Source organism: Achromobacter sp. (assembly GCF_032102605.1).
Taxonomy (GTDB): Bacteria; Pseudomonadota; Gammaproteobacteria; order Burkholderiales; family Burkholderiaceae_B; genus Achromobacter.
Genome location: NZ_DAMDGT010000004.1, coordinates 384522 through 409338, shown reverse-complemented (window position 1 = coordinate 409338; position 24817 = coordinate 384522). Strand labels below are relative to the sequence as shown.

The window sequence follows — 24817 nt, the reverse complement described above, 5'->3', positions numbered from 1 at the left end:
TTGCCGCCCGCGGCGCGTGCATCAAGTAAAGGTTACTTCGTCAACATGACCTTGAACTTGGGCGCGAAGGCCGTTTCGATCAGGGCCTTCTGCTGCTCCTGGTGCTTGGCCAGGTAGCCCACGGCCGGCGATGCCGAAGCGGCACGGCCTGCGTAGCCCAGCTTCTGGCCTTCGACCATGTTCTCGTACACGTGATGCTGAACGTAGAACCAGGCGCCTTGGTTCTGGGGTTCGTCCTGAACCCAGATCACCTCGGTGGCCTTCGGGTACTTGCGCAGCTCGGCTTCGAACGACTTGTGCGCAAACGGATACAGCTGTTCGACGCGGACGATGGCGACGTTGTCGGCGCCACGCTCGCGGCGGGCGTTGACCAGGTCGTAGTAGACCTTGCCCGAGCAAGCCAGGACGCGCTTGACCTTGCTGGCGTCGATGGCGTCGTCGACCTCGCCGATCACCGGGCGGAAGCTGCCGCCGGCCAGATCGGTCAGGGGCGAACCCGCATCCTTGTTGCGCAGCAGCGACTTCGGCGTGAACAACACCAGCGGCTTGCGGAACGGACGGATCATCTGGCGGCGCAGAACGTGGAAGATCTGCGAAGCCGACGTCGGCTGGATGACCTGCATGTTGTTGTCGGCGCAAAGCTGCAGGAAGCGCTCGATGCGGCCCGACGAGTGCTCGGGGCCTTGGCCTTCGTAGCCGTGCGGCAGCATCAGGGTCAGGCCCGACTGGCGGCCCCACTTGGCTTCGCCGGAGCTGATGAACTGGTCGATCACGACCTGGGCGCCGTTGACGAAGTCGCCGAACTGGCCTTCCCAGATGGTCAGCGTGTTGGGCTCGGCGCTGGAGTAGCCGTATTCAAAGCCCAGCACAGCCTCTTCGGACAGCACGGAGTCGATCACGGTGAACGGAGCCTGGCCTTCCGACACGTTCTGCAGCGGAATGAAGGTGCCGTCGTTCCAGCGTTCGCGGTTCTGGTCGTGCAGCACGGCGTGGCGGTGCGTGAACGTGCCGCGGCCCGAGTCCTGGCCGGTGATGCGGATGGCGTAGCCCGAGGACACGAGGGTCGCGAAGGCGAGGTGTTCGCCCATGCCCCAGTCCAGGTTCATTTCGCCCTTGGCCATGGTGCGACGGTCGTTCAGCAGCTTGGCGACCAGCGGGTGCACCGTGAAGCCTTCCGGCACGGTGGTGATGCGTTCGCCGATGCGCTTCAGTTCAGCCAGCGGCACGGCGGTGTCGGCCTGGTCGGTCCACTTGGCGCCCAGGAACGGCGACCAGTCGATGGCGTACTTGCTCTTGTAGTCGGTCAGCACCGGTTCAATGGTGCGCTGGCCGTCTTCCATGAGCTGGCGGTAGTCCTTGACGAGCTGATCGGCTTCGCCGTCGGCCAGCACGCCTTGCGTGGTCAGCTTGTCGGCGTACAGCTTGCGCGTGCCGGGGTGATGGCCGATGCGCTTGTACATCAGGGGCTGCGTCAGCGACGGGGTGTCTTGCTCGTTGTGGCCCAGCTTGCGGAAGCAGACGATGTCGACGACGACGTCGTGACGGAACTGCTGGCGGTAGTCCAAGGCCAGCTTGGTGACGAACACCACGGCTTCGGGATCGTCGCCGTTGACGTGGAACACCGGGGCTTCGATCATCTTGACCACGTCGGTGCAATACAGCGTCGAACGCGAATCGCGCGGGTCGGACGTGGTGAAGCCGATCTGGTTGTTGATGACGATGTGCAGCGTGCCACCCGTGCCGTAGCCGCGCGTCTGGGCCAGGTTCAGGGTTTCCATCACGACACCCTGGCCGGCGAAGGCCGCGTCGCCGTGCACCAGCACCGGCAGCACTTGCTGGCCTTCGGCGTCGCCGCGGCGTTCCTGGCGAGCGCGCACGCTGCCTTCGACGACGGGGTTGACGATTTCAAGGTGCGACGGGTTGAAGGCCAGCGACAGGTGGACGGGGCCGCCGCGCGTGGACAGGTCGCTGGAGAAGCCGTTGTGGTACTTCACGTCGCCGTCGGTCAGGCCTTCGGCGTGCTTGCCTTCGAACTCGGCGAACAGGTCGCCGGGCATCTTGCCCATGATGTTCACGAGCAGGTTCAGGCGGCCGCGGTGGGCCATGCCGACCACGATTTCCTGGACGCCGTTTTCACCGGCGTGGTTGACCACTTCGTCCATCGAGGCGATGAAGCTTTCGCCGCCTTCCAGCGAGAAGCGCTTCTGGCCGACGTACTTGGTGTGCAGGAAGCGTTCGAGGCCTTCGGACTCGGTGAGCTGCTGCAGGATGTGGCGCTTTTCTTCGACCGAATACGTGGGCGCGCCCAGGGTGGTTTCCAGGCGTTCCTGGATCCAGCGCTTGGCGGCGGGGTCGGAGATATGGGTGAATTCTGCACCGATGCTGCGGCAGTAGGTGTCGCGCAGCGCCTTCAGGATGTCGCGCAGCGTCATGGTGCTGGCGGTCGTGAAGTAGGTGTTGGTGGCCGAGTAGGTCTGGTCCAGATCGGCTTCGGTCAGGCCGTAGAAGGCGGGATCGAGTTCCGGGATCGGGGGACGTTCCTGGCGCTTGAGCGGATCCAGGTCGGCCCAGCGCGAGCCCAGCGAGCGGTAGGCGGCGATCAGCGATTGCACCGACACCTGCTTGCTGGCGACGCTCAGGTCGGGTTCGGCGGCGCGTTGCACGAAGGCATTGGCCTTGGCGCGCTGGGCGAACGATTCGACGATGGGAGCGTGGGCCTGGTCTCGAGTGGACTCCTGGCCGTCGGTTGCGGGAGCGTGCTGCAGCTGGTCGAAATACTCGCGCCAGTTGTCAGGTACCGAACCGGGGTTATCGAGGTAGGCTTCGTAAAGCTCCTCGACATACGGGGCATTACCCCCAAAGAGGTAAGACGTGGATAGAGATTCTATTTCCGAAGACATATCGCTTCACCTTTACGAGTGCTTCACTCGAGACGATGCAGGAAAACCTTCCGCGACACGGGCTTCCCGTTAAGCGGATAGCAGGGGCAGAAGGCGGTGTACAAGCCTTGAAAGCCTATGGAATGAAAGTATAACCCTTTGAGTTTACGGGCGTCTTCCTGCAATTTTGTGGCGCAAAAGCGCTTTCGGAATGCTGTCATGCGGCGAAGGAATGTCCGTCCAACCACTGACATTGCGCCGTCTACACGCCACCAAAATCCGTCATTGCAAAATGCCGCAGCGCGTCATTTTTATTAGCATGAAAGACGAGTGTTGCATTTAAGCCGCGTCAAACTGGCAATGCCGTGGTCGATAAAATCTCTTTCAACACGAAAAAGGTGCGGATCTGGCGTACGCCAGGCAGCTTGATGATCTCGCCCGCATGCAGCTTGTTGAAGCGTTCCAGATCGCGTATGCGCAGCATCAGGAAGTAGTCGAACTCGCCCGCCACCAGGTGGCATTCCAGGCAACCGCTGATGCCCTTGGCTGCTGCCTCGAAGTCGGTGAACGACTCGGGCGTCGAGCGGTCCAGCACCACGCCGACGATGACAAGCGTCGCCATGTCCACATCGGCGGGATCCAGCAACGCGACCGTTTTTCTGATGATGCCTTCGCTTTTCAGGCGTTCGACCCGGCGCAGGCACGCCGCCGGGCTGAGATGGACGCGTGCGCTCAGGTCCAGGTTCGTTATCTGCGCGTCGTCCTGCAGGATGCGCAGGATCTGGCGGTCTATGCGGTCCAGTGTGAAAACGGCGGTCATTGATATGTCCCTGAAAATTTAATTTCGCCGGATTACTAATATAAAAAATAATAAATCCATAGGCTCGAAAAAATCCGATCCCCGATTCGACGAATTAAAAAAATACGCAATTGACCGTTCAATCCCATGATTTCTATGATTTTTGCGAACCGCGCCGCAAAGCGCGGGCCCGCCCGGATCACCAGGAGCCACCATGGATCTGCAACGATTTCCCCGTCACCGTCTGACATTCGGCGACACCCCGATCGAAAAGCTGGACCGTCTTTCCCAGTACTTGGGAGGCAAGGTCGAGATCTACGCCAAACGCGAGGACTGCAACAGCGGCCTGGCCTTCGGCGGCAACAAGCTGCGCAAACTGGAATACCTGATTCCGCAGGCGCTGGAACAAGGCTGCGACACGCTGGTGACTATTGGCGGCATCCAGTCCAATCACACTCGCATGGTCGCGGCGGTCGCCGCCAAGCTGGGGCTGGCCTGCGTGCTGGTGCAGGAAAACTGGGTGGACTATTCGGACGCCGTCTACGACCGGGTGGGCAACATCATGATGAGCCGCCTGATGGGCGCGGACGTGCGCCTGGTGGACCAGGGCTTCGACATCGGATTTCGACGCAGCTGGGAAGACGCGCTGGAAGAGGTGAAGCGACGCGGCGGCAAGCCATACGCCATTCCGGCGGGCGCGTCCGACCACGAACTGGGCGGCCTGGGCTATGTGGGATTTGCCGAAGAAGTGCGGCGCCAGGAAGCCGACCTGGGTTTCAAGTTTGACTACATCGTCGTCTGCGCGGTGACGGGCAGCACGCAGGCCGGCATGGTGGTGGGCTTCGCGGCCGACGGCCGCGCGGACCGCGTCATCGGCATCGACGCCTCGGCCACGCCGGACCAGACGCGGGCCCAGATCCTGCGCATCGCGCGGCGCACCGCCGACCTGGTCGGGCTGGACAAGCCGATCGAAGACAAGGACGTGGTGCTGGACACGCGCTACGCCTACCCCGCCTACGGACTGCCATCGGCCGAGACCAACGAAGCCATCCGCACCTGCGCCCGTCTGGAAGGCATGGTGACGGACCCGGTGTACGAAGGAAAATCCATGCAGGGCATGATGGACATCATCAGCCGGGGCGAGCTTCCCGCCGGATCACGCGTTTTGTATGCGCACCTGGGAGGGGTGCCGGCGATCAACGCCTACAGCTTTCTCTACCGGAACGGATAGCGGCTTCGGTGTCACGGCATGGCCCTGCAGCGACCTGCGATGACCTAGGCCCCCTGCCCGGCCACCGCGGGAAAGCCATGATGCCTGGCGGCTCGCAACACGATCAGCGTTGCCGCCAGCAGGGCCAGCAGCGCGGGCGCAAACGCGTCGACTCCAACGCCGTCGAGCAGAAGGCCGCCAACGATTCCGCCCCCGGCGATCGCCAGGTTCCAGGCCGTGACCAGCATCGACTGCGCCACGTCGGCCGCATTCCCGGCGGTCTTTGCGAGCGCGGTCTGGAACAGCGTGGGCGCTCCGCCGAAGGCCACCCCCCAGGCCGCCCCCGCCGCGTACACCGCGATGGGCATGGTGGCGGCCACCCCCAGGATCAGCGCGGCGAGGGCGAACAGGACCGTGCTGGCCAGGGTAAGCGCACGCAGATGGGTGTCGATCAGCACGCCAATGATCCAGAGCCCCACCAGAGACGCCAGGCCGAACACCAGCAGGATCAGGTCCGTCCGGTCGCCCATGCCCGTCGAAGCCAGGAACGGCGCGATGTACGTATAGAGGATGTTGTGGGCCAGGACGAATGCGAACACCACGAACAGCACCGAGCGCACGCCGGGCATGACCCACACGCTACGCAGCGAGGACCGCTTGCCCGCCCCCTGCCCCGCAAAATCCGGAACCTGGATCCGCACCCACACCATCAGTACCAACGCCAGCGCGCTCATGACGCCGAAGCACAACCGCCAGCCCACCAGGTTGCCCAGAAAGGTGCCCGCCGGCACACCCAGCGACAACGCCAATGGCGTGCCCACCATGGCGATGGCAATGGCGCGCCCCTTCTGGCGGTCGGGAACCATGCGCGCGGCATAGCCCGCCGCCAGCGCCCATAACAGGCCGGCGGACACGCCTGCCAGAAACCGGGCCACCATCGTCAATACATAGCTGGTGGACAGCGCGGTAATGGTATTGGCCACCACGAAACCGGCGATCGCCGACAGCAGCAACGGGCGCCGGCGCGCGCCCTGGGTAGCGGCGGTCAGGGGGATGGCCGCCACCAGCGAACCCACCGCATAGACGGTGACCAGCTGCCCGGCCAACGCCTCGGAAATATTCAGGCCGGCGCTGATCTGCGGCAACAGGCCGGCCGGAAGCGCTTCGGTCAGGATAGTGACGAAGCCGGCCAACGCCAGAGCCAGCAGCGATGCAATGGGAAGGCGCGCACTTTGCGCGCCGCGGCCGACGGCCGTGGTTGGGGAACCAGCCATGTTCTACCTTTTTCAGCGGCCGGTGGCGGCGCAGCGCGCGCGACCAGCCCGTGTTGAATGAAGGCAGCCATGTTGGAGGGAGAGTCGATCCGGGACAATAATGCCGCTGTTCAAAACATATCGGACAAATAGTCTTGAATCGAGCCATGGTTGAATCACTCAGCGCCATCGCGTTCTTCGTCCAGGCGGCGGATACCCTCAATTATTCGGAGGCGGCCCGCAACCTCGGCGTGTCCGCGTCCGCCGTCGGCAAAAGCGTTTGCCGGCTGGAATCGCGTCTGGGCGTGCGCCTGCTGCATCGCAGCACGCGCAGCATCACACTCACCGCCGAGGGCGCCGTGTTCCTCGAACGCTGCCGCCGCATCCTTTGCGAGATCGAAACGGCGGAACTGGAGCTTTCCGAAACCCGGCAAGCGCCGCGAGGCCGGCTGCGCATCAGCCTGCCCCTGGTCGGCATGCTGATCATGCCGGCGCTTACCGCGTTCATGCACCGCTATCCCGCCATCGGACTCGACGTGGATTTCTCGGACCGCCTGGTGGACGTAATCAACGAGGGCTTTGACGTCGTCATGCGCACGGGCGAGCCGACGGACTCGCGCCTGGTTTCGCGTCCCGTTGGCCACTATCGGCTGCAACTCGTCGCATCGCCCGCCTATCTGGCAAGCCGCGGAACACCTGACCATCCCGGCGACCTTGCGCATCACGCCTGCCTGCAGCACAAATTTCCCAGCACCGGAAAACTCGAACCGTGGCCATTGAAACGCGCGCCCGATTCATTGGAATGGGCGCTGCCGGTTTCGATGGTCTGCAACACGTCCGCGGCCTTGCTGGATGTGGCCGTCGCGGGGCTGGGGATCGCATGCCTGCCGGATTTCCTGGTTCGACCGGCGGTCGAAAGGGGCGATCTCGTCCCGGTGCTGGACGGTCACATCGAGCACCAGGGCACCTTCCGGCTGTTATGGCCATCGAGCAAGCACCTGGCGCCCAAGCTGCGCGCCTTCATCGACTTCATGGACGCGGAGCTGTTCAAGGCCGCCCCAGCCGCGCGCGAACTACAGGCGTAGGGCAATCGCGGATAGCGCCGACCGCGCATTTTGATGTACATACTTTGTATACACGAAGCGGTGGCCACGCCGCGTCGTGCCCAGCCCACCCACCTGGCCAGCCGCCGGTTTGCAGATGCCCGCCTACGACACCACGTTGCCCTACCCTCGCGACCTTATCGGCTATGGACGCAATCCGCCTCATGCGCAGTGGCCGGGCAATGCCCGCATCGCCGTGCAGTTCGTGCTGAATTACGAGGAAGGCGGCGAAAACAGCGTCCTCCACGGCGACGCCGGGTCCGAGCAGTTCCTGTCCGAGATGTTCAATCCGGCAAGCTATCCGGAACGCCACCTGAGCATGGAAGGCATCTACGAATATGGTTCGAGGGCCGGCGTGTGGCGCATCCTGCGCGAATTCGAAAAGCGCCAATTGCCATTGACCGTGTTCGGCGTCGGGATGGCCTTGCAGCGACATCCGGACCTGACCGCTGCGTTCGTTGAACTCGGCCATGAGATTGCCTGCCACGGTTGGCGCTGGATTCACTACCAGAACGTGGACGAAGCCACGGAGCGCGAGCACATGCGGCTTGCCATGGATGCCATCACCGCGCTGACCGGCACGCGTCCGCTGGGCTGGTACACCGGGCGCGACAGTCCGCGCACGCGCCGTCTGGTGGCGGATGACGGCGGGTTCGAGTACGACAGCAACTATTACGGCGACGACCTGCCCTTCTGGATGCAGGTGCGCAAGACGGATGGCTCGGTGGCGCCGCAGCTCATCGTGCCTTACACGCTGGATTGCAACGACATGCGCTTCGCGCTGCCGCAGGGCTACTCCCACGCCGAACCATTCTTCCAATACTTGAAAGACAGCTTCGACGCGCTGTACGCCGAAGGCGACGAAGCGCCCAAGATGCTCAGCGTCGGCATGCATTGCCGGCTGCTGGGCCGGCCCGGACGCATCGTCGCACTGCAACGCTTTCTGGACCACATCGCGCGTCACGACCGCGTCTGGGTTTGCCGCAGGCTGGATATCGCCCGGCACTGGAAAGCCACTCATCCCTACACCCCCGCCCGTTGATCAGGACGACCATGGCTCACACCGTAGATGACCTTAACGCCGCCACGCCAGCCCAGGCGCAAGCCTTGCTTGGCGACGTGTACCCGCAGGCGCCATGGGTTGCGGCGCAGGCGCTCGAATCGCGCCCCTTTCGTTCGGTGGCCGACTTGCGCCAGCGCCTGCGGCAAGCCGTGGACGCGGCGGCCCCCGAGGCCCGCGCGGCGCTGGTCAGCGAACACGCCGGCCTGCCGCAGCCGGCCGGCGCCAGCGCCGAAGAAACCGCCCGCCTGGCGCAACTGGGCGCCGCCTATGCGGATCGTTTCGGACGTGCGCCGATCGCCGCCCCGCGCGGGCCGCGAGGCACGGCCCTGGATGGCCGCCAACTTCTGGACGACCTTGCCCGGCGGCTGGACAACCCGCCCGACGCCGAACTGGAAGAATCCCTGCGCCACGTCCATCGCGCCGCCGAACTCGCCTTGCGTGAGCGGTTCGGCGAGCCGGCGTTGGGCAATCACATCTGGGACTGGCACGAAGCGCTCAGCGCCTACAGCGACCCCGGCTATGCCGAAAAAGGCCAGTTGACGGTCACGTACCTGACCGACGCGCATCTTGCTTGCGCGCGGCGCATTTCTGAATGGATGCGTGACTGCGGCTTCGACGAAATCACCGTCGACGCGGTCGGCAACGTGGTTGGCCGCTATCGCGCCGCCCGCCCGGGCGCCCCCACGCTGATGACCGGCAGCCACTTCGACACCGTGCGCAACGCCGGCAAGTACGACGGAAGGCTGGGGATCTTCGTGCCCATGGCCTGCGTGCGAGAACTGCACCGGCAGGGCCGCCGCCTGTCGTTCGATGTGGAAGTCATCGCATTCGCCGAAGAGGAAGGCCAGCGTTATCGGGCGACTTTCCTGGGATCGGGCGCGCTGATCGGCGGCTTCAAGCCCGAATGGCTGGACCAGAAAGACGCCGACGGCATTTCGATGCGCGACGCCATGACGGCGGCCGGACTGCGCAGCGACGATATTCCCTCCCTGCGGCGCGACCCGGCCAATTATCTGGGCTTTGTCGAGGTGCACATCGAACAGGGCCCGGTCCTGTATGAACTGGGGCTGCCGCTGAGCGTCGTCACGTCGATCAACGGCTGCGTGCGCCATCAGGTGCAGATCCTGGGTCTGGCAAGCCATGCGGGCACCACGCCCATGAACCGCCGCCGCGACGCTGCCCTGGCCGCCGCCGAACTGGCACTGTTCGTCGAGCGCCGCGCGGCAAGCGATGGAGACTCGGTCGGCACCGTCGGGATGCTTGAGGTGCCCAGCGGGTCGATCAACGTCGTGCCCGGCGAGTGCCGATTCAGCCTGGATCTGCGTGCCCCCAGCGATGCGCAGCGCGACGCGCTAGTCGACGACGTGCTGGCCGAACTGGCCGCCATCTGCCAGCGCCGCGGCCTGCGCTATGCGCTGGAAGAAACGATGCGCGCCGCCGCCGCGCCCAGCGATCCGCGCTGGCAGCAACGCTGGGAGCGCGCGGTGGACGCCTTGGGCGTGCCCGTGCACCGCATGCCCAGCGGCGCGGGACACGACGCCATGAAGCTGCACGAAATCATGCCCCAGGCCATGCTGTTCGTGCGCGGCCAGAACAACGGCATCAGCCACAACCCGTCCGAATCCACCACCAGCGACGACATCGAGCTGGCCGCCCTCGCCATGCTGGGCCTGCTGGATGCGCTGGACCACGAAACCACGACATAACGCCATGACCGATTACGCCCGACTCGACGCCTGGATCGACGACCACTTCGACGAAGAGGTCCGCTTCCTGCAGGAACTGGTGCGCGTGCCCACTGACACGCCGCCCGGCAACAATGCGCCGCACGCCGCGCGCACCGCGGAACTGCTGCAAGGCTTCGGCCTGGAGGCCGACGCGCATCCCGTTCCCGCGCAGGATGTGCAGGACTACGGCATGCAGTCCATCACCAATCTCATCGTGCGCCGCGAATACGGCAAGGAGGGCCCTTGCATCGCGCTCAATGCCCACGGCGACGTGGTGCCCCCGGGCGACGGATGGACGCATGACCCCTATGGCGCCGAGATCGAAAACGGCAACCTCTACGGCCGCGCCGCCGCCGTCAGCAAAAGCGACTTCGCCAGCTTCACCTTCGCCCTGCGCGCGCTCGAGGCGGTCGCGCGGCCGGCCCGCGGCGCGGTCGAGCTGCACTTCACCTACGACGAAGAATTCGGCGGCCTGCTTGGCCCCGGCTGGCTGTTGCGGCAGGGCCTGACCAAGCCCGACCTGATGATCGCCGCCGGATTCAGCTACGAAGTCGTGACTGCCCACAACGGCTGCCTGCAGATGGAGGTGACGGTGCATGGCAAGATGGCCCATGCCGCCATTCCCAGCAGCGGGGTGGATGCATTGCAGGGCGCCGTCGCGATCCTCAACGCCCTGTACGCCCAGAACGCGCTGTACCGGCAGGTCACGTCCCAGGTCCCCGGCATCTCCCATCCCTACCTGAACGTGGGGCGCATCGAGGGCGGCACCAACACCAACGTGGTGCCCGGCAAGGTCAGCTTCAAGCTGGACCGCCGCATGATCCCCGAGGAGAACGCCGGCGACGTCGAGACCGACATCCGCCGCATCATCCAGGAAGCCGCCGCGACAATGCCTGGCATCCGCGTGGACATCAAACGCCTGCTGCTGGCCAATTCGATGCGCCCCCTGGACGGCGCACAACCGCTGGCGCAGGCCATCCAGAAGCATGGCGAAGATCTTTTCGGCGAACCGATACCCGCGATGGGCACGCCGTTGTACACCGACGTGCGGCTGTACGCCGAAGCCGGCGTACCCGGCGTGATCTATGGCGCGGGACCGCGCACGGTGCTGGAATCGCACGCCAAGCGCAGCGACGAACGCGTGGCACTGGAAGATCTGCGCCGCGCCACGAAGGTCATCGCGCGCACGCTGTCCGACCTGCTGCGGTCAACGTGAGGCCCGGCGCCTGTTCCCGCCGCTACGCCAACCGCATGACGCGGCGCCAGAACAGCACTGCCACCAGCGCGAACACGGCCAGGCCCAGATAGGAAGCCGTTCCCTCGAAGCCTTCGCCCGCGATCGCCAGCGGGGCATCGGTGCCGGCAGCTCCGATGATCGCCGCCATCAGCACGCCCACCAGGCTTTCGCCAACGATCAGCCCCGAAGCAATCAGCACTCCGCGACGGTTCGCCGCCTCGGCATAGCTGTCGTAAGGCTGGCCGGCGGCGGCGGCCCGGCGGCGCAAGGCGCCTTCGAGCAGCCAGGCCAGCAGGGCTCCCACCACGATGGGCGCGGCCACGGTCGGCGGCAGGTAGATGCCGATGCCCACCGCCAGCACGGGGATGCGCGCGACCTTGCAGGTGCGCTTCAGGATTTCGTCCACCACGATGAGGCCCACGCCCACCGCCATGCCGATCAGGATCATCGTCCAGTTCAATTGGTGCGTGAAGATGCCGCGGGCAATCGCCAGCATCAGCGTTGCCTGCGGCGCGGACAGCGCCTGCGCCGGGTCCATGCCCTCGCGCGGCATCGCGTCCGCGAAACCGTAGGCGTTGTACAGCAGCTCGAGCACCGGCGAGATCACGGCGGCACCGACCACGCAGCCGATCAGCAGCGCCACCTGCTGGCGCCACGGCGTCGCGCCTACCAGCCATCCGGTCTTCAGGTCCTGCAGGTTGTCGTTGGAAATGGATGCCACCGCCACCACGGCCGACGTGCTGAAGATCGCCAGGGCGATCGCCATCTGCACGCCGTTCTGCACGGCCATCAGTTCGCCGCCCACGCCCAGCATCAGCACGGAAACCAGCACGATGGCGACGATGCCGACGCCGGAGATCGGGCTGGTCGACGAGCCCACCAGGCCGGCCATGTAGCCGCAGGCCGCCGCCACGAGAAAGCCGAACACAAAGGCGAACAGCACCGCGTACGCCACAAGCTTCCAGATGGCGCCGGCCGACAGCGGCGCACCGGCCAGGAAGACCTGGAATGTGATTACCAGGATCGCCACGAGCACCAGCGTCACGATCGAGATCCAGCCGGCCGACAGGTCGCGTTCGGTGCGCGGGGCGCTGCCGGCGCGCGCGGCGCCTTCCTTGGTCAGCGCCGAAAACGAGGCCTTCACGCCGCGCGCCATCGGCACGAACAGCGTCGCGAGCGTCCAGATGGCGCCCACGCCGATGACGCCCGCGCCGATGAAACGCACCTGTGAAGACCACAGGCCCGTGGCGTAGGACGCCAGCGTTGCGCCGGCCGGCATGTCGCCCATGGCGGTCAGGATGGGCACCGCGATGCCCCACGCGATGATCAGTCCGGTCAGCATCGCCAGCCCCGCCACGATGCCGATCAGGTAGCCCGCGCCAAGCAGCGCCAGCGAAAAACCCATGGGCAGGCGGAACACGGCCCCGCCCAGCGCGACCCACCCGCTGACGCTGTCGCCCAGCACCCGCAGCCCGCTGGCCGCGAAGCTGACCACGGCGGCGGCCAGGCCGCCGGCGACGATGTCGCCCATGCCCGTCTCGGCAGGCTTGGCGGACGCCCGTGCGCCGGTTTGCTCGGCGTCCTGCTCGCGTTCGGCGCTGCCGACGCGAAGGATTTCTGCCGCGGCCACGCCTTCCGGATACGGCAGGTCGCTCTGAACCACCATCACGTGGCGCAGCGGGATGGTGAACATCACCCCCAGCATGCCGCCAGCGGCGCAGATGCCCAGCGTCTGCCAGAACGGAAAGCCCTGCCAGTGGCCCATCATGACCAGGGCCGGCAGGATGAAAATGATGGAGGACAGGGTGCCGGCTGCCGAGGCCTGCGTCTGCACCATGTTGTTTTCAAGGATGTTGGCGTCCTTGAACATGCGCAGGACCGACATCGAGATCACCGCCGCGGGAATGGCGGAGGAAAACGTCAGGCCGACCTTCAGCCCCAGGAAGACATTCGAAGCCGTGAAAATGACGGTGATCAAGGCGCCGAGCAGGACGCCCCGGAACGTCAGTTCCGGCAAGGTGACTTCCGCAGGGACGCGCATGGGTTCGGTCATGGGTTTCTCCCTATTGTTAGCCGCGCATTCTAGCGCCTCGGCGTCCACCCCATGGTCACCGACCGTAAGCACGATCCCGCGGTAGAACCTGCCGTGGCGCGAAAACCAGACAACAGAATATGCTGAAACGCGCGGATTTCTACCAGGATTTTGATTACTCATGCCTGCGGCTAGGGTCTAGCATGAGTGATAAAACAGGAGACAAGCCCACCATGCTCGACCCACGCCAAGCATTTCCCGGACCGGCCCATCAAGACGACGCAGACCCCGCCGAAACCGCCGAATGGCGCGACGCGCTGCAGTCCCTGCTCCAGGCCGAGGGAGCCGAGCGAGCCGGCTATGTGCTGGACAGCGTCCTGGGCCACGCCGCGTCTCTCGGCCTGCGTGCCAACAGCCAGACTCGCACCCCCTACCTGAACACCATCCCGGCCGACCAGGAACCGCCGTTCCCCGGCAACCTGGCCGTCGAAGAACGCATCGCGCGCATCAACCGCTGGAACGCGCTGGCCATGGTGGTGCGCGCCAATCAGGCCCACGGCGAACTCGGCGGACACATCGCCAGCTACGCGTCCGCGGCCGACCTGTTCGAAGTGGGCTTCAATCATTTCTTCCGCGCCCGCACGCCCGACAGCCCGGGCGACATCGTCTACATGCAGCCGCACTCGGCGCCCGGCGTCTATGCCCGCGCCTACCTGGAAGGCTTCCTGGGCGAGGACGACCTGGCGCACTTCCGCCAGGAAATCACCGCCACCGCGCGGGGCCTGCGCGGCCTGTCCTCCTATCCCCACCCGTGGCTGATGCCCGATTTCTGGCAATTTCCCACCGGCTCCATGGGCATTGGTCCCATCAACGCGATCTACCAGGCGCGCTTCATGCGGTACCTGGAGCACCGGTCGCTGGTGCCGGCCGCGGACCGGAAGGTCTGGGGCATCTTCGGCGACGGCGAAATGGACGAACCCGAGTCCATTGCCGCGTTGACACTGGCGGCGCGCGAAAAGCTCGACAATCTGATCTTCGTCGTCAATTGCAACCTGCAGCGGCTGGACGGCCCGGTGCGCGGCAACGGCCGCATCATCGACGAACTTGAAACGCTCTACGCGGGAGCCGGCTGGAACGTCATCAAGCTGGTCTGGGGCAGCGACTGGGACGCGCTGCTGCGCCGGGATACCGGCGGCGCGCTGGCCCGCGCCTTCGCCAACACCGTCGACGGCCAGTTCCAGACCTTCGCGGCCAACGATGGCGCGTTCAACCGCGCGCATTTCTTCAACCAGAATCCCGAGCTTGCGGCCCTTGTGGCCGACTGGTCCGACGAGGCCATTGACCGCCTCCATCGCGGCGGCCACGACATGGTGAAGATCCATGCCGCGTATCACCGCGCCGCGCGCCATCGCGGCCAGCCCACCGTCATCCTGGCGCAGACCAAGAAGGGCTTCGGCATGGGCACGGCCGGCCAGGGCAAGATGACCACGCACCAGCAGAAGAAGCTGGACGACGAAGCGCTGCTGGCCTTCCGCGACCGCTTCGCGCTGCCCATTTCCGACGCCGATTGCCTGGCGCTCAAGTTCCACCGCCCTGCCGACGACAGCGCCGAGATGCGCCACCTGCAGGCGCGCCGCGCCGCCCTGGGCGGCCACATTCCGCGGCGCCAATCGCAGGCTCCGCGGCTGGCGCCGCCGGCCGCGGACCAATGGGCGCGCTTCGCCCTGGCCGCCGACGGCAAGGAAATGTCGTCCACCATGGCCATCGTGCGCATGCTGACCGCGCTGCTCAAGGACCCCACCGTGGGGCCGCGCATCGTGCCCATCGTGGCGGACGAGGCGCGCACCTTCGGCATGGCCAATCTGTTCCGGCAGATCGGCATCTATTCCGCGCAGGGCCAGCTCTACGAACCCGAAGACATCGGGTCGGTGCTGTACTACCGCGAGGCCCGCGACGGGCAGATCCTGGAAGAAGGCATCACCGAGGCCGGCGCGATTTCCTCATGGACGGCGGCGGGCACCAGCTATTCGGTCAACGGCCTGCCCATGCTGCCCTTCTACATCTATTACTCGATGTTCGGTTTCCAGCGCATCGGCGACCTGATCTGGGCCGCCGCCGACCAGCGCACCCGGGGCTTTCTCATCGGGGCGACGTCCGGCCGAACCACGCTGGGCGGCGAAGGCCTGCAGCACCAGGATGGATCCAGCCATATCGTGGCCGCCGCCGTGCCCAATTGCCGGGCCTATGACCCGGCCTACGCCTTCGAGGTCGCCGTCATCGTCGAACACGGCATGCGCCGCATGCTGGACGAACAGCGCGACGAATTCTTCTACCTGACCGTCACCAACGAAAACCTGGCCCAGCCCGACATGCCGGCGGATCCGGGCGTGCGCGAAGGCATCCTGCGCGGCCTGTACCGCCTGCGCCCTGCCCCCGGAGCCGTCGACGTGCGGCTGCTGGGCGCCGGCCCCATGCTGCGAGAATCCGAGATCGCGGCCGCCCGCCTGCAGGCGGAATACGGCGTGAATGCCGAGGTCTGGAGCGTCACCAGCTTTTCGGAACTGGCCCGCAGCGGGCGCCAGGCCGAGCGGGCGCGCGTGCTTGGCCTCGCCACCGCATCGGAAGACGACTGGGTGCGCGCGTGCCTGGGCGCCAGCACAGCGCCGGTAATCGCCGCCAGCGACTACGTCCGCGCCGTGCCCGAACAGATCCGCGCCTGGGTGCCCGCGCCCTACCGCACGCTGGGCACCGACGGTTTCGGCCGCAGCGACACGCGTGCCCAGCTGCGTGATTTCTTCGAAGTCAGCGCCGACTGGATCGTGCTGTACGCGCTGGACAGCCTGGGCAGACAGGATGACGTGAAGGCGCTGCGCCAGAAGCTGAACGCGGACAACCGGCAGGCGCCGCCCTGGGAAATCTAGCCTCGCGGCATCCATTGGCCGTCATCCATTCGGCTGGCGCGACCGGCCGGTTTTTTGATTAAAAGCCAATGGATCGCTGCAGTGCAGCAACCAAGCACCCGCGCTTTCTGGTGAAATACGGGTGTTCCCCAAGCATTTCGCAAAGAATACGGCGGGCCGCGAGCCCGCCTTTGTCATCCCTGCTTCCTTTTCAGTTAGCCCTTACAGGCCCCGATCCCATGGACGAAACTCTCACCAAACTGGCGTTGGATTACCACGCCTACCCCACCCCCGGCAAAATCTCGGTCACCCCGACCAAGACCCTGGCCAACCAGGACGACCTGTCCCTGGCCTACTCGCCCGGCGTGGCGGCGGCTTGCATGGCCATTTTCGACCAGGGCGACGACGCGGCATCCAAGTACACGTCGCGCGGCAACCTCGTGGGCGTGATCACCAACGGCACCGCCGTGCTGGGCCTGGGCAACATCGGGCCGCTGGCCGCCAAGCCTGTCATGGAAGGCAAGGGTTGCCTCTTCAAGAAGTTCGCCGGCATCGACGTGTTCGACATCGAACTGGCCGAAAACGATCCGGACAAGCTGGTTGACATCATCGCCGCGCTGGAACCCACGCTGGGCGGCGTCAACCTGGAAGACATCAAGGCGCCCGAGTGCTTCTACATCGAAAAGAAGCTGCGCGAGCGCATGAAGATTCCCGTCTTCCACGACGATCAGCACGGCACCGCCATCATCTCGTCGGCCGCCATCCTGAACGGCCTGAAGGTCGTGAACAAGGACATCGGCTCGGTGAAGCTGGCGTGCTCCGGCGCCGGCGCAGCCGCCATCGCCTGCCTGGACCTGCTGGTGCACCTGGGCATCAAGCGCGAGAACATCTACGTGATCGACTCCCGCGGCGTCATCTGGGAAGGCCGTGAAGAAAACATGGAGGCCAACAAGAAGCGCTACGCGCAGAAGACCGACGCGCGCACGCTGGCCGACGTGGTCAATGGCGCCGACGTGTTCCTGGGCTGCTCCACCGCCGGCGTGCTGACGGGCGACATGGTCAAGACCATGGCCGACCGCCCGCTGATCCTGGCCCTGGCCAATCCGGAACCCGAGATCCGCCCTGAAGTCGCCAAGGCCGCCCGCCCTGACTGCATCATCGCGACCGGCCGTTCGGACTACCCGAACCAGGTCAACAACGTGCTGTGCTTCCCCTTCATCTTCCGCGGCGCCATGGATGCCGGCGCCTCGCGCATCACCGAAGAAATGAAGCTGGCGTGCGTCAAAGCCATCGCCGATCTGGCCCAGGCCGAACAGAACGATGAAGTGGCCCGCGCCTACGCCGGCCAGGAACTGTCGTTCGGTCCGGACTACATCATTCCCAAGCCTTTCGACCCGCGCCTGATCGTCCAGATCGCGCCGGCCGTGGCCCAGGCCGCCGCCGACTCCGGCGTCGCCGCCCGTCCCATCGAAGACATCGAGGCCTACCGCCAGAAGCTCATGGGCTTCGTGTACCACTCGGGCCAGCTGATGCGTCCGTTGTTCGCCCAGGCCAAGAAGGCGCCCAAGCGCGTCATCTACGCCGACGGCGAAGACGAACGCGTCCTGCGCGCCGTGCAGACGGTCGCCGACGAAAAGCTGGCGTTCCCGATCCTGATCGGCCGTCCCGCCGTCATCGAGATGCGCATCCAGAAGGCAGGCCTGCGCCTCATCGCCGGCCAGCACTTCGAGATCGTGGATCCGGAAGACGACAACCGTTTCAACGAGACCTGGAACGCGTACTACCAGTTGAAGGGCCGCGAAGGCGTGACGCCGGCCATCGCCAAGGCGATGATCCGCAAGCACAACACGCTGATCGGCGCGATGCTGCTGCGTCGCGGCGACGCCGACGCGCTGCTGTGCGGCGTGGCCAGCAAGTACGACAACCAGCTCAAGTATGTCGACGAAATCATCGGCAAGAAGGAAGGCCAGACGTACGCCGCCCTGAACGTGCTGATGCTGCCCGACCAGACGCTGTTCGTCACCGACACGCACGTCAACGAAAATCCGTCGGCCGAAGAGATCGCCAGCATCACCATCCAGGCTGCCGACGAAATGCTGCGTTTCGGCGTGGTGCCCAAGATTGCGCTGCTGTCGCACTCCAACTTCGGCAGCCGTGTCACGGAATCGTCGCGCAAGATGTCGGCCGCGCGCCAGATCGTGCAAGACCGCGCCCCTGACCTGGAAGTCGACGGCGAAATGCACGCCGACGCCGCCCTGTCGGAAAAGATCCGCGTCCTGGCCTATCCGGACAGCACGCTGAAGGGTCCGGCCAACCTGCTGGTCATGCCCAATCTGGACACCGGCAACATCACGTACAACATGCTGAAGATGACGGGCAGCAATGGCGTCGCGATGGGCCCGATCCTGCTGGGCGCCGCGCGCCCCGTGCACATCCTGACCACCAGCGCCACCGTGCGCCGCATCGTCAACATGACGGCGCTGGCCGTCGTCGACGCGCAGCAGGAAGCGGCCGAAGAGGCCAAGAAGCGCCGTCGTTGATCGCGTAGCTTCGCTGCAATGCCAAGGGCGCCCTACTCAGGGCGCCCTTTTTTTGGGCTGGCTCTCGGCCCATGCGGAAAGCCTGCAAACGCGGCGCGCCCTGCATCGGCGCTGGCCGGCGCGCGCGCGCGAATGGTAAAACCTAGCTTGTCCTTTTCCCTGGAGACGACATGCTGGCCGATGCAATGTATGCCTGGTTCCATTACCTGGCCATCTTCGTACTGGTGGTGGTGCTGACCGCCGAAGCCGTACTACTGCGCCCGGACCTGACAGCCGCCGGCGTTAAACGCCTGATCATCTACGATCGCCTCTACGGCGTCAGCGCCATCCTCGTTCTCGTCACGGGCGTGCTGCGCCTGACGCTCGGCATCAAGGGCGCGGCGTTCTACATGAGCAACCCGTGGTTCCACGCGAAGATCACGCTGTTCGTCATCATCGCGCTCTGTTCCATCCCGCCCACGCTGACCTTCCTGCGCTGGGCCAAGCAGTCGCGCCAGCAACCGGCCTTCGTGCCCACCCAGCCCGAGATCAAGCGCGCGCGACGCTGGGTGATGATCGCGTCACACCTGTTCATTTTCCTGCCGCTCTTCGCCGTGCTGATGGCGCGCGGCATGGGGCTCTAACGCACCCGGCTACGGACAGCGCGCGCGGGCGGGCCTTTCCGGCTCTTTGCCGTCGACGATGAAGGTGTCGAAGTGGAACACGCCCGCCGCTTCGTTCTTCACGATATCCAGGACCTCGCCCTGCAGGGTCTGCAGCACCGACATGCCCTCGGGCACGTCCTCGAAGCCCGCGCGTGTTGCCGCATCGCCATTCCATGGGCTGAAGACCAGGATGCCGGGGTACGCCTCGTTCTCGCCGTCGGTCCTGCGCCGCGCCGTCTTGAAGTGCGTGCCGGCTGCGTAGGCCAACCCGCCAAACTGCGTCGGGCACGCCAGCTCCGCATCAGAGATGCGCACCAGCTTGCGCGCTTCATCCAGATAGATTCCCGGCCTGCTCAGGAACAATCCAAACGCCCGCACCGCCTTGTCATCGTTGACTTCGATCCGCCAACGGTCGGTATCGCGCGAGCCGTCCGTGTAGACAGTACCGCCGGATCCGCGCAGAACGGATCCGTGTTCAATGTTCATGCCCTGGACCTGATTGCCCGCCCCCAGCACGCATTGCGTGAACATCTTCATGGCGCCGTCGGGCGCCACATCGAATTCGATGTCCTGCGTGGCGTCGCAATGCCAGCCCTGCACCGTCTGTTCGCCCACGCCGCGCAGGATGACCGTGCGCGGATGCCGGCCCAGCGTCTCGTACGTCGTTTTGTCGTATTCGGTATTCAGGTAGCGCCGCGCCGACGTCGCCTGGACGCCCAGGATTGGCACCGGCTGCGGGAAGGTGGCCTCGATATAGGTGTCGAGCAATCCTTCGTCCTGCAACGTCAGGCGCGTGCCGGCTGGCATGTTCACGCCACCCACCATTGTCGGCTGCTGCAGCGTGACCTTGCGCGCCGCTTCCCGGCGATCGACCTCTCTTCCGACCTGCCACATCATGGCCTGAAACCAGGCATAGAAGCTGAACGGCGCCGCCAGCGCCAGGCACAGCACGGCAGAAGTCTTCCAGTATTTCCGGACAGTCCGGCGCGCGCCGGCGCTTGCCGCAAGCACCACCACCCAGCCCAGGAGCAACAGTCCGGCAAAGAAGCCGGCGGACAACAGAATGAAAAACCCGGCGGAAGGCAGTGCTATCGGAATCATGGGACGCATGATATCCGCAAACTTTCCGGCGGGCAGACGAAAAAAAACCGCCCGAAGGCGGTTTTCTTGCCGAAGCGCGGAAAGCGGATTAACGCTTGTCCATCGGGGGCACGTCGCGCGTGACCGAACCGGTGAACAGCTGACGCGGACGGCCGATCTTGTAGTCGGGATCCGACAGCATTTCGTTCCACTGGGCAATCCAGCCCACCGTGCGGGCCAGCGCGAAGATGGCCGTGAACAGCGAGGTCGGGATGCCGATGGCGCGCTGGACGATACCCGAGTAGAAGTCCACGTTCGGGTACAGCTTGCGCTGCACGAAGTACGGATCCGACAGGGCGATGCGTTCCAGTTCCATGGCCAGCTTGAACAGCGGGTCGTTTTCCAGGCCCAGGGCCGAGAGCACTTCCTTGCAGGTTTCCTGCATCAGCTTGGCGCGCGGATCGTAGTTCTTGTACACGCGGTGGCCAAAGCCCATCAGGCGCACGCCCGAGTTCTTGTCCTTGACCTTCTCCATGAACTCGCCAACCTTGGCGATGCCGCCGTTGGCTTGCAGTTCTTCCAGCATCTGCAGGCAAGCTTCGTTGGCGCCGCCGTGAGCCGGGCCCCACAGGCAAGCCACGCCGGCCGAAATGGCGGCGAACGGGTTGGTGCCCGACGAACCGCACAGACGCACGGTGGAGGTCGACGCGTTCTGCTCGTGGTCGGCGTGCAGGATGAAGATGCGGTCCAGCGCGCGCTCGACGACTTCGTTGACCTTGTAGTCTTCGCACGGCGTGGCGAACATCATGCGCAGGAAGTTGCCCGTGTAGGACAGGTCGTTCTGCGGGTAGATGAACGGCTGGCCTTGCGAGTACTTATAGGCCATCGCAACCAGCGTCGGCATCTTGGCGATCAGGCGGATGGCCGAGATGTGGCGATGCTGCGGGTTCGTGATGTCGGTGGAGTCGTGGTAGAACGCGGACAGCGCGCCGACCAGGCCCGTCAGGACAGCCATCGGGTGCGCGTCGCGGCGGAAGCCGCGCAGGAAGAAATGCAGCTGCTCGTTCACCATCGTGTGATGGGTGACTTGCGAGTCGAAGTCGGCCTTCTGGTCCTTGTTGGGCAGTTCGCCGTTCAGGATCAGGTAGCAGATGTCCATGAAGTCGCAATTGACGGCCAATTGCTCGATCGGGTAGCCGCGGTACAGCAGTTCGCCCTTGTCGCCGTCGATGTACGTGATGCCCGATTCGCAGGCCGCCGTCGACATGAAGCCGGGGTCGAACGTGAACATGCCCGTCTGACCATACAGCTTGCGGATGTCGATCACATCCGGACCGACCGTGCCCTTGTAGACAGGGAACTCAATGGGGGCGCTGCCATCCGAGAAGGATAGCGTGGCTTTTTTGTCAGACAGGTTCATGTTTATTCCTCTCAATTAATCAGAGCGCGCGCATCTGGCCAATAATCGTCCGAAGCCTGGGGGTGTCCAGGTCGCCTTCGAGTTCCTTACGGGCCAGCAGCAAATCGAGAAGATCGTTGTCTCCCATCTCGAAAAGCTGGGTCAATGCGGCCACGTCATCGTCGGTAAGTTCAGCCTCGTGGGCATCCAGATACCGGGTGATGATCAAGTCGTTTTCGAGCAGACCGCGGCGCGCCCGCCAACGCAGTCGCGCCCGCTCCAGTTCAGTTAGCCTGCTCATGCTTTACACCTTAAGGTAATGCCCCCAAAGCCGCGCCCGCCATGCGGGCTTGCTGCCCCCGAGGGGGCGTTTTCGCCTTGGGGTGGCCCGGTGGCAAAAAGCCCTCGGGCCGACGATCAAAAATTTACTTCAAACTAGACCGTGCGGCGGACCATCAGTTCCTTGATCTTGCCGATCGCCTTGGTCGGGTTCAGCCCCTTGGGACAGACGTCGACGCAGTTCATGATCGTGTGGCAACGGAACAGGCGGTACGGGTCTTCCAGGTTGTCCAGACGCTCGCCGGTGGCTTCGTCGCGGCTGTCGGCGATGAAGCGGTAGGCTTGCAGCAGGCCGGCCGGGCCGACGAACTTGTCCGGATTCCACCAGAACGACGGGCAGGAAGTGGAACAGCACGCGCACAGGATGCACTCGTACAGACCATCGAGTTCTTCACGCGCCTCGGGCGACTGCAGACGCTCTTTTTCGGGCGGCGGCGTGTCGTTGATGAGGTACGGGCGAATTGAGTGGTACTGGTTGAAGAAGTGCGTCATGTCCACGATCAGGTCGCGGATGACGGGCAGACCCGGCAGCGGACGCAGGACGATCGGTTCCTTCAGTTCGCGCAGGTTCGTGGTGCAGGCCAGGCCGTTCTTGCCGTTGATATTCATGGCGTCGGAACCGCACACGCCTTCACGGCACGAGCGGCGCAGGGCCAGGCTGTCATCGACGTCGTTCTTGATGCGCACCAGCGCATCAAGCAGCATCTTGTCGGTGGGCTGGAGTTCGACGTCCAGCTTCTGCATGTAGGGACGCTCGTCCTTGTCCGGATCGTAGCGGTAGATTTCGAACTTGACGATTCTCTTGGTGCTCATAGTGGGCTCAATCCGGACTTAGAAGGTACGCGCCTTGGGCGGGAAGGACTCGACCGTCAGCGGCTTCATCTGAACAGGCTTGTAATCCAGGCGGCTGCCTTCGGAGTACCACAGCGTGTGCTTCAGCCAGTTCTCGTCGTCGCGGGTCGGGTGGTCGTCCAGCGCATGCGCGCCGCGGCTTTCGGTGCGGGCGGCGGCCGACTTGATCGTGGCGCGGGCCACTTCGGTCATGTTCGCCAGTTCCAGCGCCTCGACGCGGGCGGTGTTGAACACCTTGGACTTGTCCTTGAAGTAGATGCTGTCGGCTTGCTTGGCCAGATCTTCGATCTGAGTCACGCCTTCGTTCAGCAGGTCCAGCGTGCGGAACACGCCGCAGTGGCGCTGCATCGAGAAGCGGATCGCGTTGCCGATGTCTTGCGTCTTTTCGCCGGACGTACGCGATTCCAGCTTGTTGATGCGGTCCAGCGAGAATTCGACGGCCTGTTGCGGCAGGTCCTGGTGGGCGCGCTGGCGCTCCGGGTGCGAATTCACGATGTGGTTGCCGGTGGCGCGGCCGAACACGATCAGGTCCAGCAGCGAGTTGGTGCCCAGGCGGTTCGCGCCGTGGACCGACACCGCGGCGCATTCGCCGATGGCGTACAAGCCGTTGACGATCTTGTTCTCGCCGTTTTCGCGCGTCAGCACCTGGCCGTGGTAGTTGGCCGGAATGCCGCCCATCTGGTAGTGGATGGTCGGAACGACGGGGATCGGTTCCTTGATCGGGTCCACGTTGCCGAACTTGATGGCGATTTCGCGGATCGAGGGCAGGCGCTTGTTGATGACGTCGGCGCCCAGGTGGTCAAGCTTGAGCACCACGTAGCTGCCGTCCGGACCGCAACCGCGGCCTTCCTTGATTTCCTGGTCCATCGAGCGCGACACGAAGTCGCGCGGCGCCAGATCCTTCAGGGTGGGCGCATAGCGCTCCATGAAGCGTTCGCCATCCTTGTTCAGCAGGATGCCGCCTTCGCCGCGCACGCCTTCCGTGATCAGCACGCCCGCGCCGGCCACGCCGGTGGGGTGGAACTGCCAGAATTCCATGTCTTGCAGCGGGATCCCGGCGCGGGCAGCCATGCCCAGGCCGTCGCCGGTATTGATGAACGCGTTCGTGGAAGCGGCCCAGATACGGCCGGCGCCGCCGGTGGCCAGCACCGTGGTCTTGGCTTCCAGGATGTAGATTTCGCCCGTTTCCATTTCGAGGGCGGTCACGCCCACGACGTCGCCGGCTTCGTTGCGCAGGAGGTCCAGCGCCATCCATTCGACGAAGAACTGGGTGCGCGCCGCGACGTTGCGCTGGTACAGGGTGTGCAGCAGGGCGTGGCCGGTGCGGTCGGCAGCGGCACAGGCGCGCTGGACCGGCTTTTCACCGAAGTTGGCGGTGTGGCCGCCGAACGGACGCTGGTAGATCGTGCCGTCGGGGTTGCGGTCGAACGGCATGCCGAAGTGCTCGAGCTCGTACACGGCGTTCGGGGCTTCGCGGCACATGAATTCGATGGCGTCCTGGTCGCCCAACCAGTCCGAACCCTTGACGGTGTCGTACATGTGCCAGTACCAGTTGTCTTCGCTCATGTTGCCCAGCGAGGCGCTCACGCCGCCTTGTGCGGCAACCGTGTGCGAACGCGTGGGGAACACCTTGGAGAGCACTGCAACGGACAGGCCCGCTTGGGACAGTTGCAGCGAACAACGCATGCCGGCTCCGCCGGCGCCAACGACCACCACATCAAACTGGCGGCGCGGCAGGGATTTCAAGACAGAGACCACGG

The 24817-nt window shown here is 65.0% G+C and carries 17 protein-coding genes; 8 read left to right on the top strand and 9 right to left on the bottom strand.

From position 1 onward, the window contains the following. Window positions 1-32: 32 nt before the first annotated feature. Together RT614_RS12320 and RT614_RS12315 are read right to left on the bottom strand one after the other, a co-directional pair. Window positions 33-2900 (bottom strand): 2-oxoglutarate dehydrogenase E1 component, encoded by a 2868-nt coding sequence (locus tag RT614_RS12320; protein ID WP_313622381.1) that lies wholly within the window; start codon window positions 2898-2900, stop codon window positions 33-35. Window positions 2901-3228: 328 nt separating this feature from the next. Further along, window positions 3229-3699 (bottom strand): Lrp/AsnC family transcriptional regulator, encoded by a 471-nt coding sequence (locus RT614_RS12315; protein WP_313622380.1) that lies wholly within the window; start codon window positions 3697-3699, stop codon window positions 3229-3231. A gap of 193 nt (window positions 3700-3892) precedes the next feature. Between RT614_RS12315 and RT614_RS12310 the strand changes: the two genes are divergently transcribed. Then, entirely contained in the window at window positions 3893-4909 is a 1017-nt protein-coding gene (locus RT614_RS12310; RefSeq protein WP_313622379.1) for a 1-aminocyclopropane-1-carboxylate deaminase, read from the top strand. Window positions 4910-4953: 44 nt separating this feature from the next. Here RT614_RS12310 and RT614_RS12305 read toward each other — a convergent pair whose 3' ends face one another. After that, window positions 4954-6162: an MFS transporter gene (locus tag RT614_RS12305; RefSeq protein WP_313622378.1), complete on the bottom strand. Its 1209-nt coding sequence runs from the start codon at window positions 6160-6162 to the stop codon at window positions 4954-4956. 146 nt (window positions 6163-6308) lie between these two features. Between RT614_RS12305 and RT614_RS12300 the strand changes: the two genes are divergently transcribed. The 4 genes from RT614_RS12300 to RT614_RS12285 all read left to right on the top strand — a co-directional run bounded on the left by RT614_RS12300 (window position 6309) and on the right by RT614_RS12285 (window position 11250). Beyond that, complete coding sequence (locus tag RT614_RS12300; RefSeq protein ID WP_313622377.1) at window positions 6309-7226, top strand: LysR family transcriptional regulator; 918 nt, start codon at window positions 6309-6311, stop codon at window positions 7224-7226. 115 nt (window positions 7227-7341) lie between these two features. Beyond that, complete coding sequence (puuE, locus tag RT614_RS12295) at window positions 7342-8286, top strand: allantoinase PuuE (RefSeq protein ID WP_313622376.1); 945 nt, start codon at window positions 7342-7344, stop codon at window positions 8284-8286. A gap of 11 nt (window positions 8287-8297) precedes the next feature. Then, a complete protein-coding gene (locus tag RT614_RS12290) occupies window positions 8298-10013 on the top strand; it encodes a hydantoinase/carbamoylase family amidase (protein ID WP_313622375.1) in 1716 nt (571 codons plus the stop codon). Window positions 10014-10017: 4 nt separating this feature from the next. Next, the gene (locus tag RT614_RS12285) at window positions 10018-11250 is read left to right on the top strand and encodes a M20 family metallopeptidase (RefSeq protein ID WP_313622374.1); all 1233 of its coding nucleotides are present in this window, start codon (window positions 10018-10020) and stop codon (window positions 11248-11250) included. Between the two features lie 22 nt (window positions 11251-11272). Here the strand turns inward: RT614_RS12285 and RT614_RS12280 are convergent, their stop codons facing one another. Next, window positions 11273-13324 carry an OPT family oligopeptide transporter gene (locus RT614_RS12280; protein WP_313622373.1) on the bottom strand — a complete coding sequence of 684 codons (2052 nt, stop codon included), beginning with the start codon at window positions 13322-13324 and terminating at the stop codon, window positions 11273-11275. A 212-nt stretch (window positions 13325-13536) separates the two neighbouring features. On the opposite strand from RT614_RS12280, the gene mdeB reads away from it, so the two are divergent. The 3 genes from mdeB to RT614_RS12265 all read left to right on the top strand — a co-directional run bounded on the left by mdeB (window position 13537) and on the right by RT614_RS12265 (window position 19366). Beyond that, the gene (mdeB, locus tag RT614_RS12275) at window positions 13537-16224 is read left to right on the top strand and encodes an alpha-ketoglutarate dehydrogenase (protein ID WP_313622372.1); all 2688 of its coding nucleotides are present in this window, start codon (window positions 13537-13539) and stop codon (window positions 16222-16224) included. 218 nt (window positions 16225-16442) lie between these two features. Further along, entirely contained in the window at window positions 16443-18743 is a 2301-nt protein-coding gene (locus tag RT614_RS12270) for an NADP-dependent malic enzyme (protein ID WP_313622371.1), read from the top strand. Between the two features lie 170 nt (window positions 18744-18913). After that, on the top strand, window positions 18914-19366 hold the full coding sequence (locus RT614_RS12265; RefSeq protein ID WP_313622370.1) for a DUF2214 family protein: 453 nt from the start codon (window positions 18914-18916) through the stop codon (window positions 19364-19366). A 9-nt stretch (window positions 19367-19375) separates the two neighbouring features. On the opposite strand, the gene RT614_RS12260 is transcribed toward RT614_RS12265, so the two are convergent. From RT614_RS12260 to sdhA, 5 genes are all read right to left on the bottom strand, one after another. Then, window positions 19376-20488 carry a hypothetical protein gene (locus RT614_RS12260; protein ID WP_313622369.1) on the bottom strand — a complete coding sequence of 371 codons (1113 nt, stop codon included), beginning with the start codon at window positions 20486-20488 and terminating at the stop codon, window positions 19376-19378. Window positions 20489-20576: 88 nt separating this feature from the next. Continuing rightward, a complete protein-coding gene (locus tag RT614_RS12255) occupies window positions 20577-21887 on the bottom strand; it encodes a citrate synthase (RefSeq protein ID WP_013392312.1) in 1311 nt (436 codons plus the stop codon). 19 nt (window positions 21888-21906) lie between these two features. Beyond that, window positions 21907-22167, bottom strand: coding sequence for a succinate dehydrogenase assembly factor 2 (locus RT614_RS12250; protein WP_076519448.1), 261 nt, complete (start codon window positions 22165-22167; stop codon window positions 21907-21909). Between the two features lie 134 nt (window positions 22168-22301). Further along, window positions 22302-23018 (bottom strand): succinate dehydrogenase iron-sulfur subunit, encoded by a 717-nt coding sequence (locus RT614_RS12245; RefSeq protein WP_056322095.1) that lies wholly within the window; start codon window positions 23016-23018, stop codon window positions 22302-22304. Between the two features lie 18 nt (window positions 23019-23036). Beyond that, the gene (sdhA, locus tag RT614_RS12240; RefSeq protein WP_175122896.1) at window positions 23037-24815 is read right to left on the bottom strand and encodes a succinate dehydrogenase flavoprotein subunit; all 1779 of its coding nucleotides are present in this window, start codon (window positions 24813-24815) and stop codon (window positions 23037-23039) included. Between the last annotated feature and the right edge of the window lie 2 nt (window positions 24816-24817).

Bases quoted from the DNA above. Each gene is read 5' to 3' on its own strand.
- RT614_RS12285 (WP_313622374.1), top strand. From the start codon at position 10,018: ATGACCGATTACGCCCGACTCGACGCCTGGATCGACGACCACTTCGAC.
- RT614_RS12265 (WP_313622370.1), top strand. From the start codon at position 18,914: ATGCTGGCCGATGCAATGTATGCCTGGTTCCATTACCTGGCCATCTTC.
- RT614_RS12315 (WP_313622380.1), bottom strand. From the start codon at position 3,699: ATGACCGCCGTTTTCACACTGGACCGCATAGACCGCCAGATCCTGCGC.
- RT614_RS12310 (WP_313622379.1), top strand. From the start codon at position 3,893: ATGGATCTGCAACGATTTCCCCGTCACCGTCTGACATTCGGCGACACC.
- RT614_RS12280 (WP_313622373.1), bottom strand. From the start codon at position 13,324: ATGACCGAACCCATGCGCGTCCCTGCGGAAGTCACCTTGCCGGAACTG.
- RT614_RS12255 (WP_013392312.1), bottom strand. From the start codon at position 21,887: ATGAACCTGTCTGACAAAAAAGCCACGCTATCCTTCTCGGATGGCAGC.
- mdeB (WP_313622372.1), top strand. From the start codon at position 13,537: ATGCTCGACCCACGCCAAGCATTTCCCGGACCGGCCCATCAAGACGAC.
- RT614_RS12260 (WP_313622369.1), bottom strand. From the start codon at position 20,488: ATGATTCCGATAGCACTGCCTTCCGCCGGGTTTTTCATTCTGTTGTCC.
- RT614_RS12250 (WP_076519448.1), bottom strand. From the start codon at position 22,167: ATGAGCAGGCTAACTGAACTGGAGCGGGCGCGACTGCGTTGGCGGGCG.
- RT614_RS12270 (WP_313622371.1), top strand. From the start codon at position 16,443: ATGGACGAAACTCTCACCAAACTGGCGTTGGATTACCACGCCTACCCC.
- puuE (WP_313622376.1), top strand. From the start codon at position 7,342: ATGCCCGCCTACGACACCACGTTGCCCTACCCTCGCGACCTTATCGGC.
- RT614_RS12320 (WP_313622381.1), bottom strand. From the start codon at position 2,900: ATGTCTTCGGAAATAGAATCTCTATCCACGTCTTACCTCTTTGGGGGT.
- RT614_RS12290 (WP_313622375.1), top strand. From the start codon at position 8,298: ATGGCTCACACCGTAGATGACCTTAACGCCGCCACGCCAGCCCAGGCG.
- RT614_RS12305 (WP_313622378.1), bottom strand. From the start codon at position 6,162: ATGGCTGGTTCCCCAACCACGGCCGTCGGCCGCGGCGCGCAAAGTGCG.
- RT614_RS12245 (WP_056322095.1), bottom strand. From the start codon at position 23,018: ATGAGCACCAAGAGAATCGTCAAGTTCGAAATCTACCGCTACGATCCG.
- RT614_RS12300 (WP_313622377.1), top strand. From the start codon at position 6,309: ATGGTTGAATCACTCAGCGCCATCGCGTTCTTCGTCCAGGCGGCGGAT.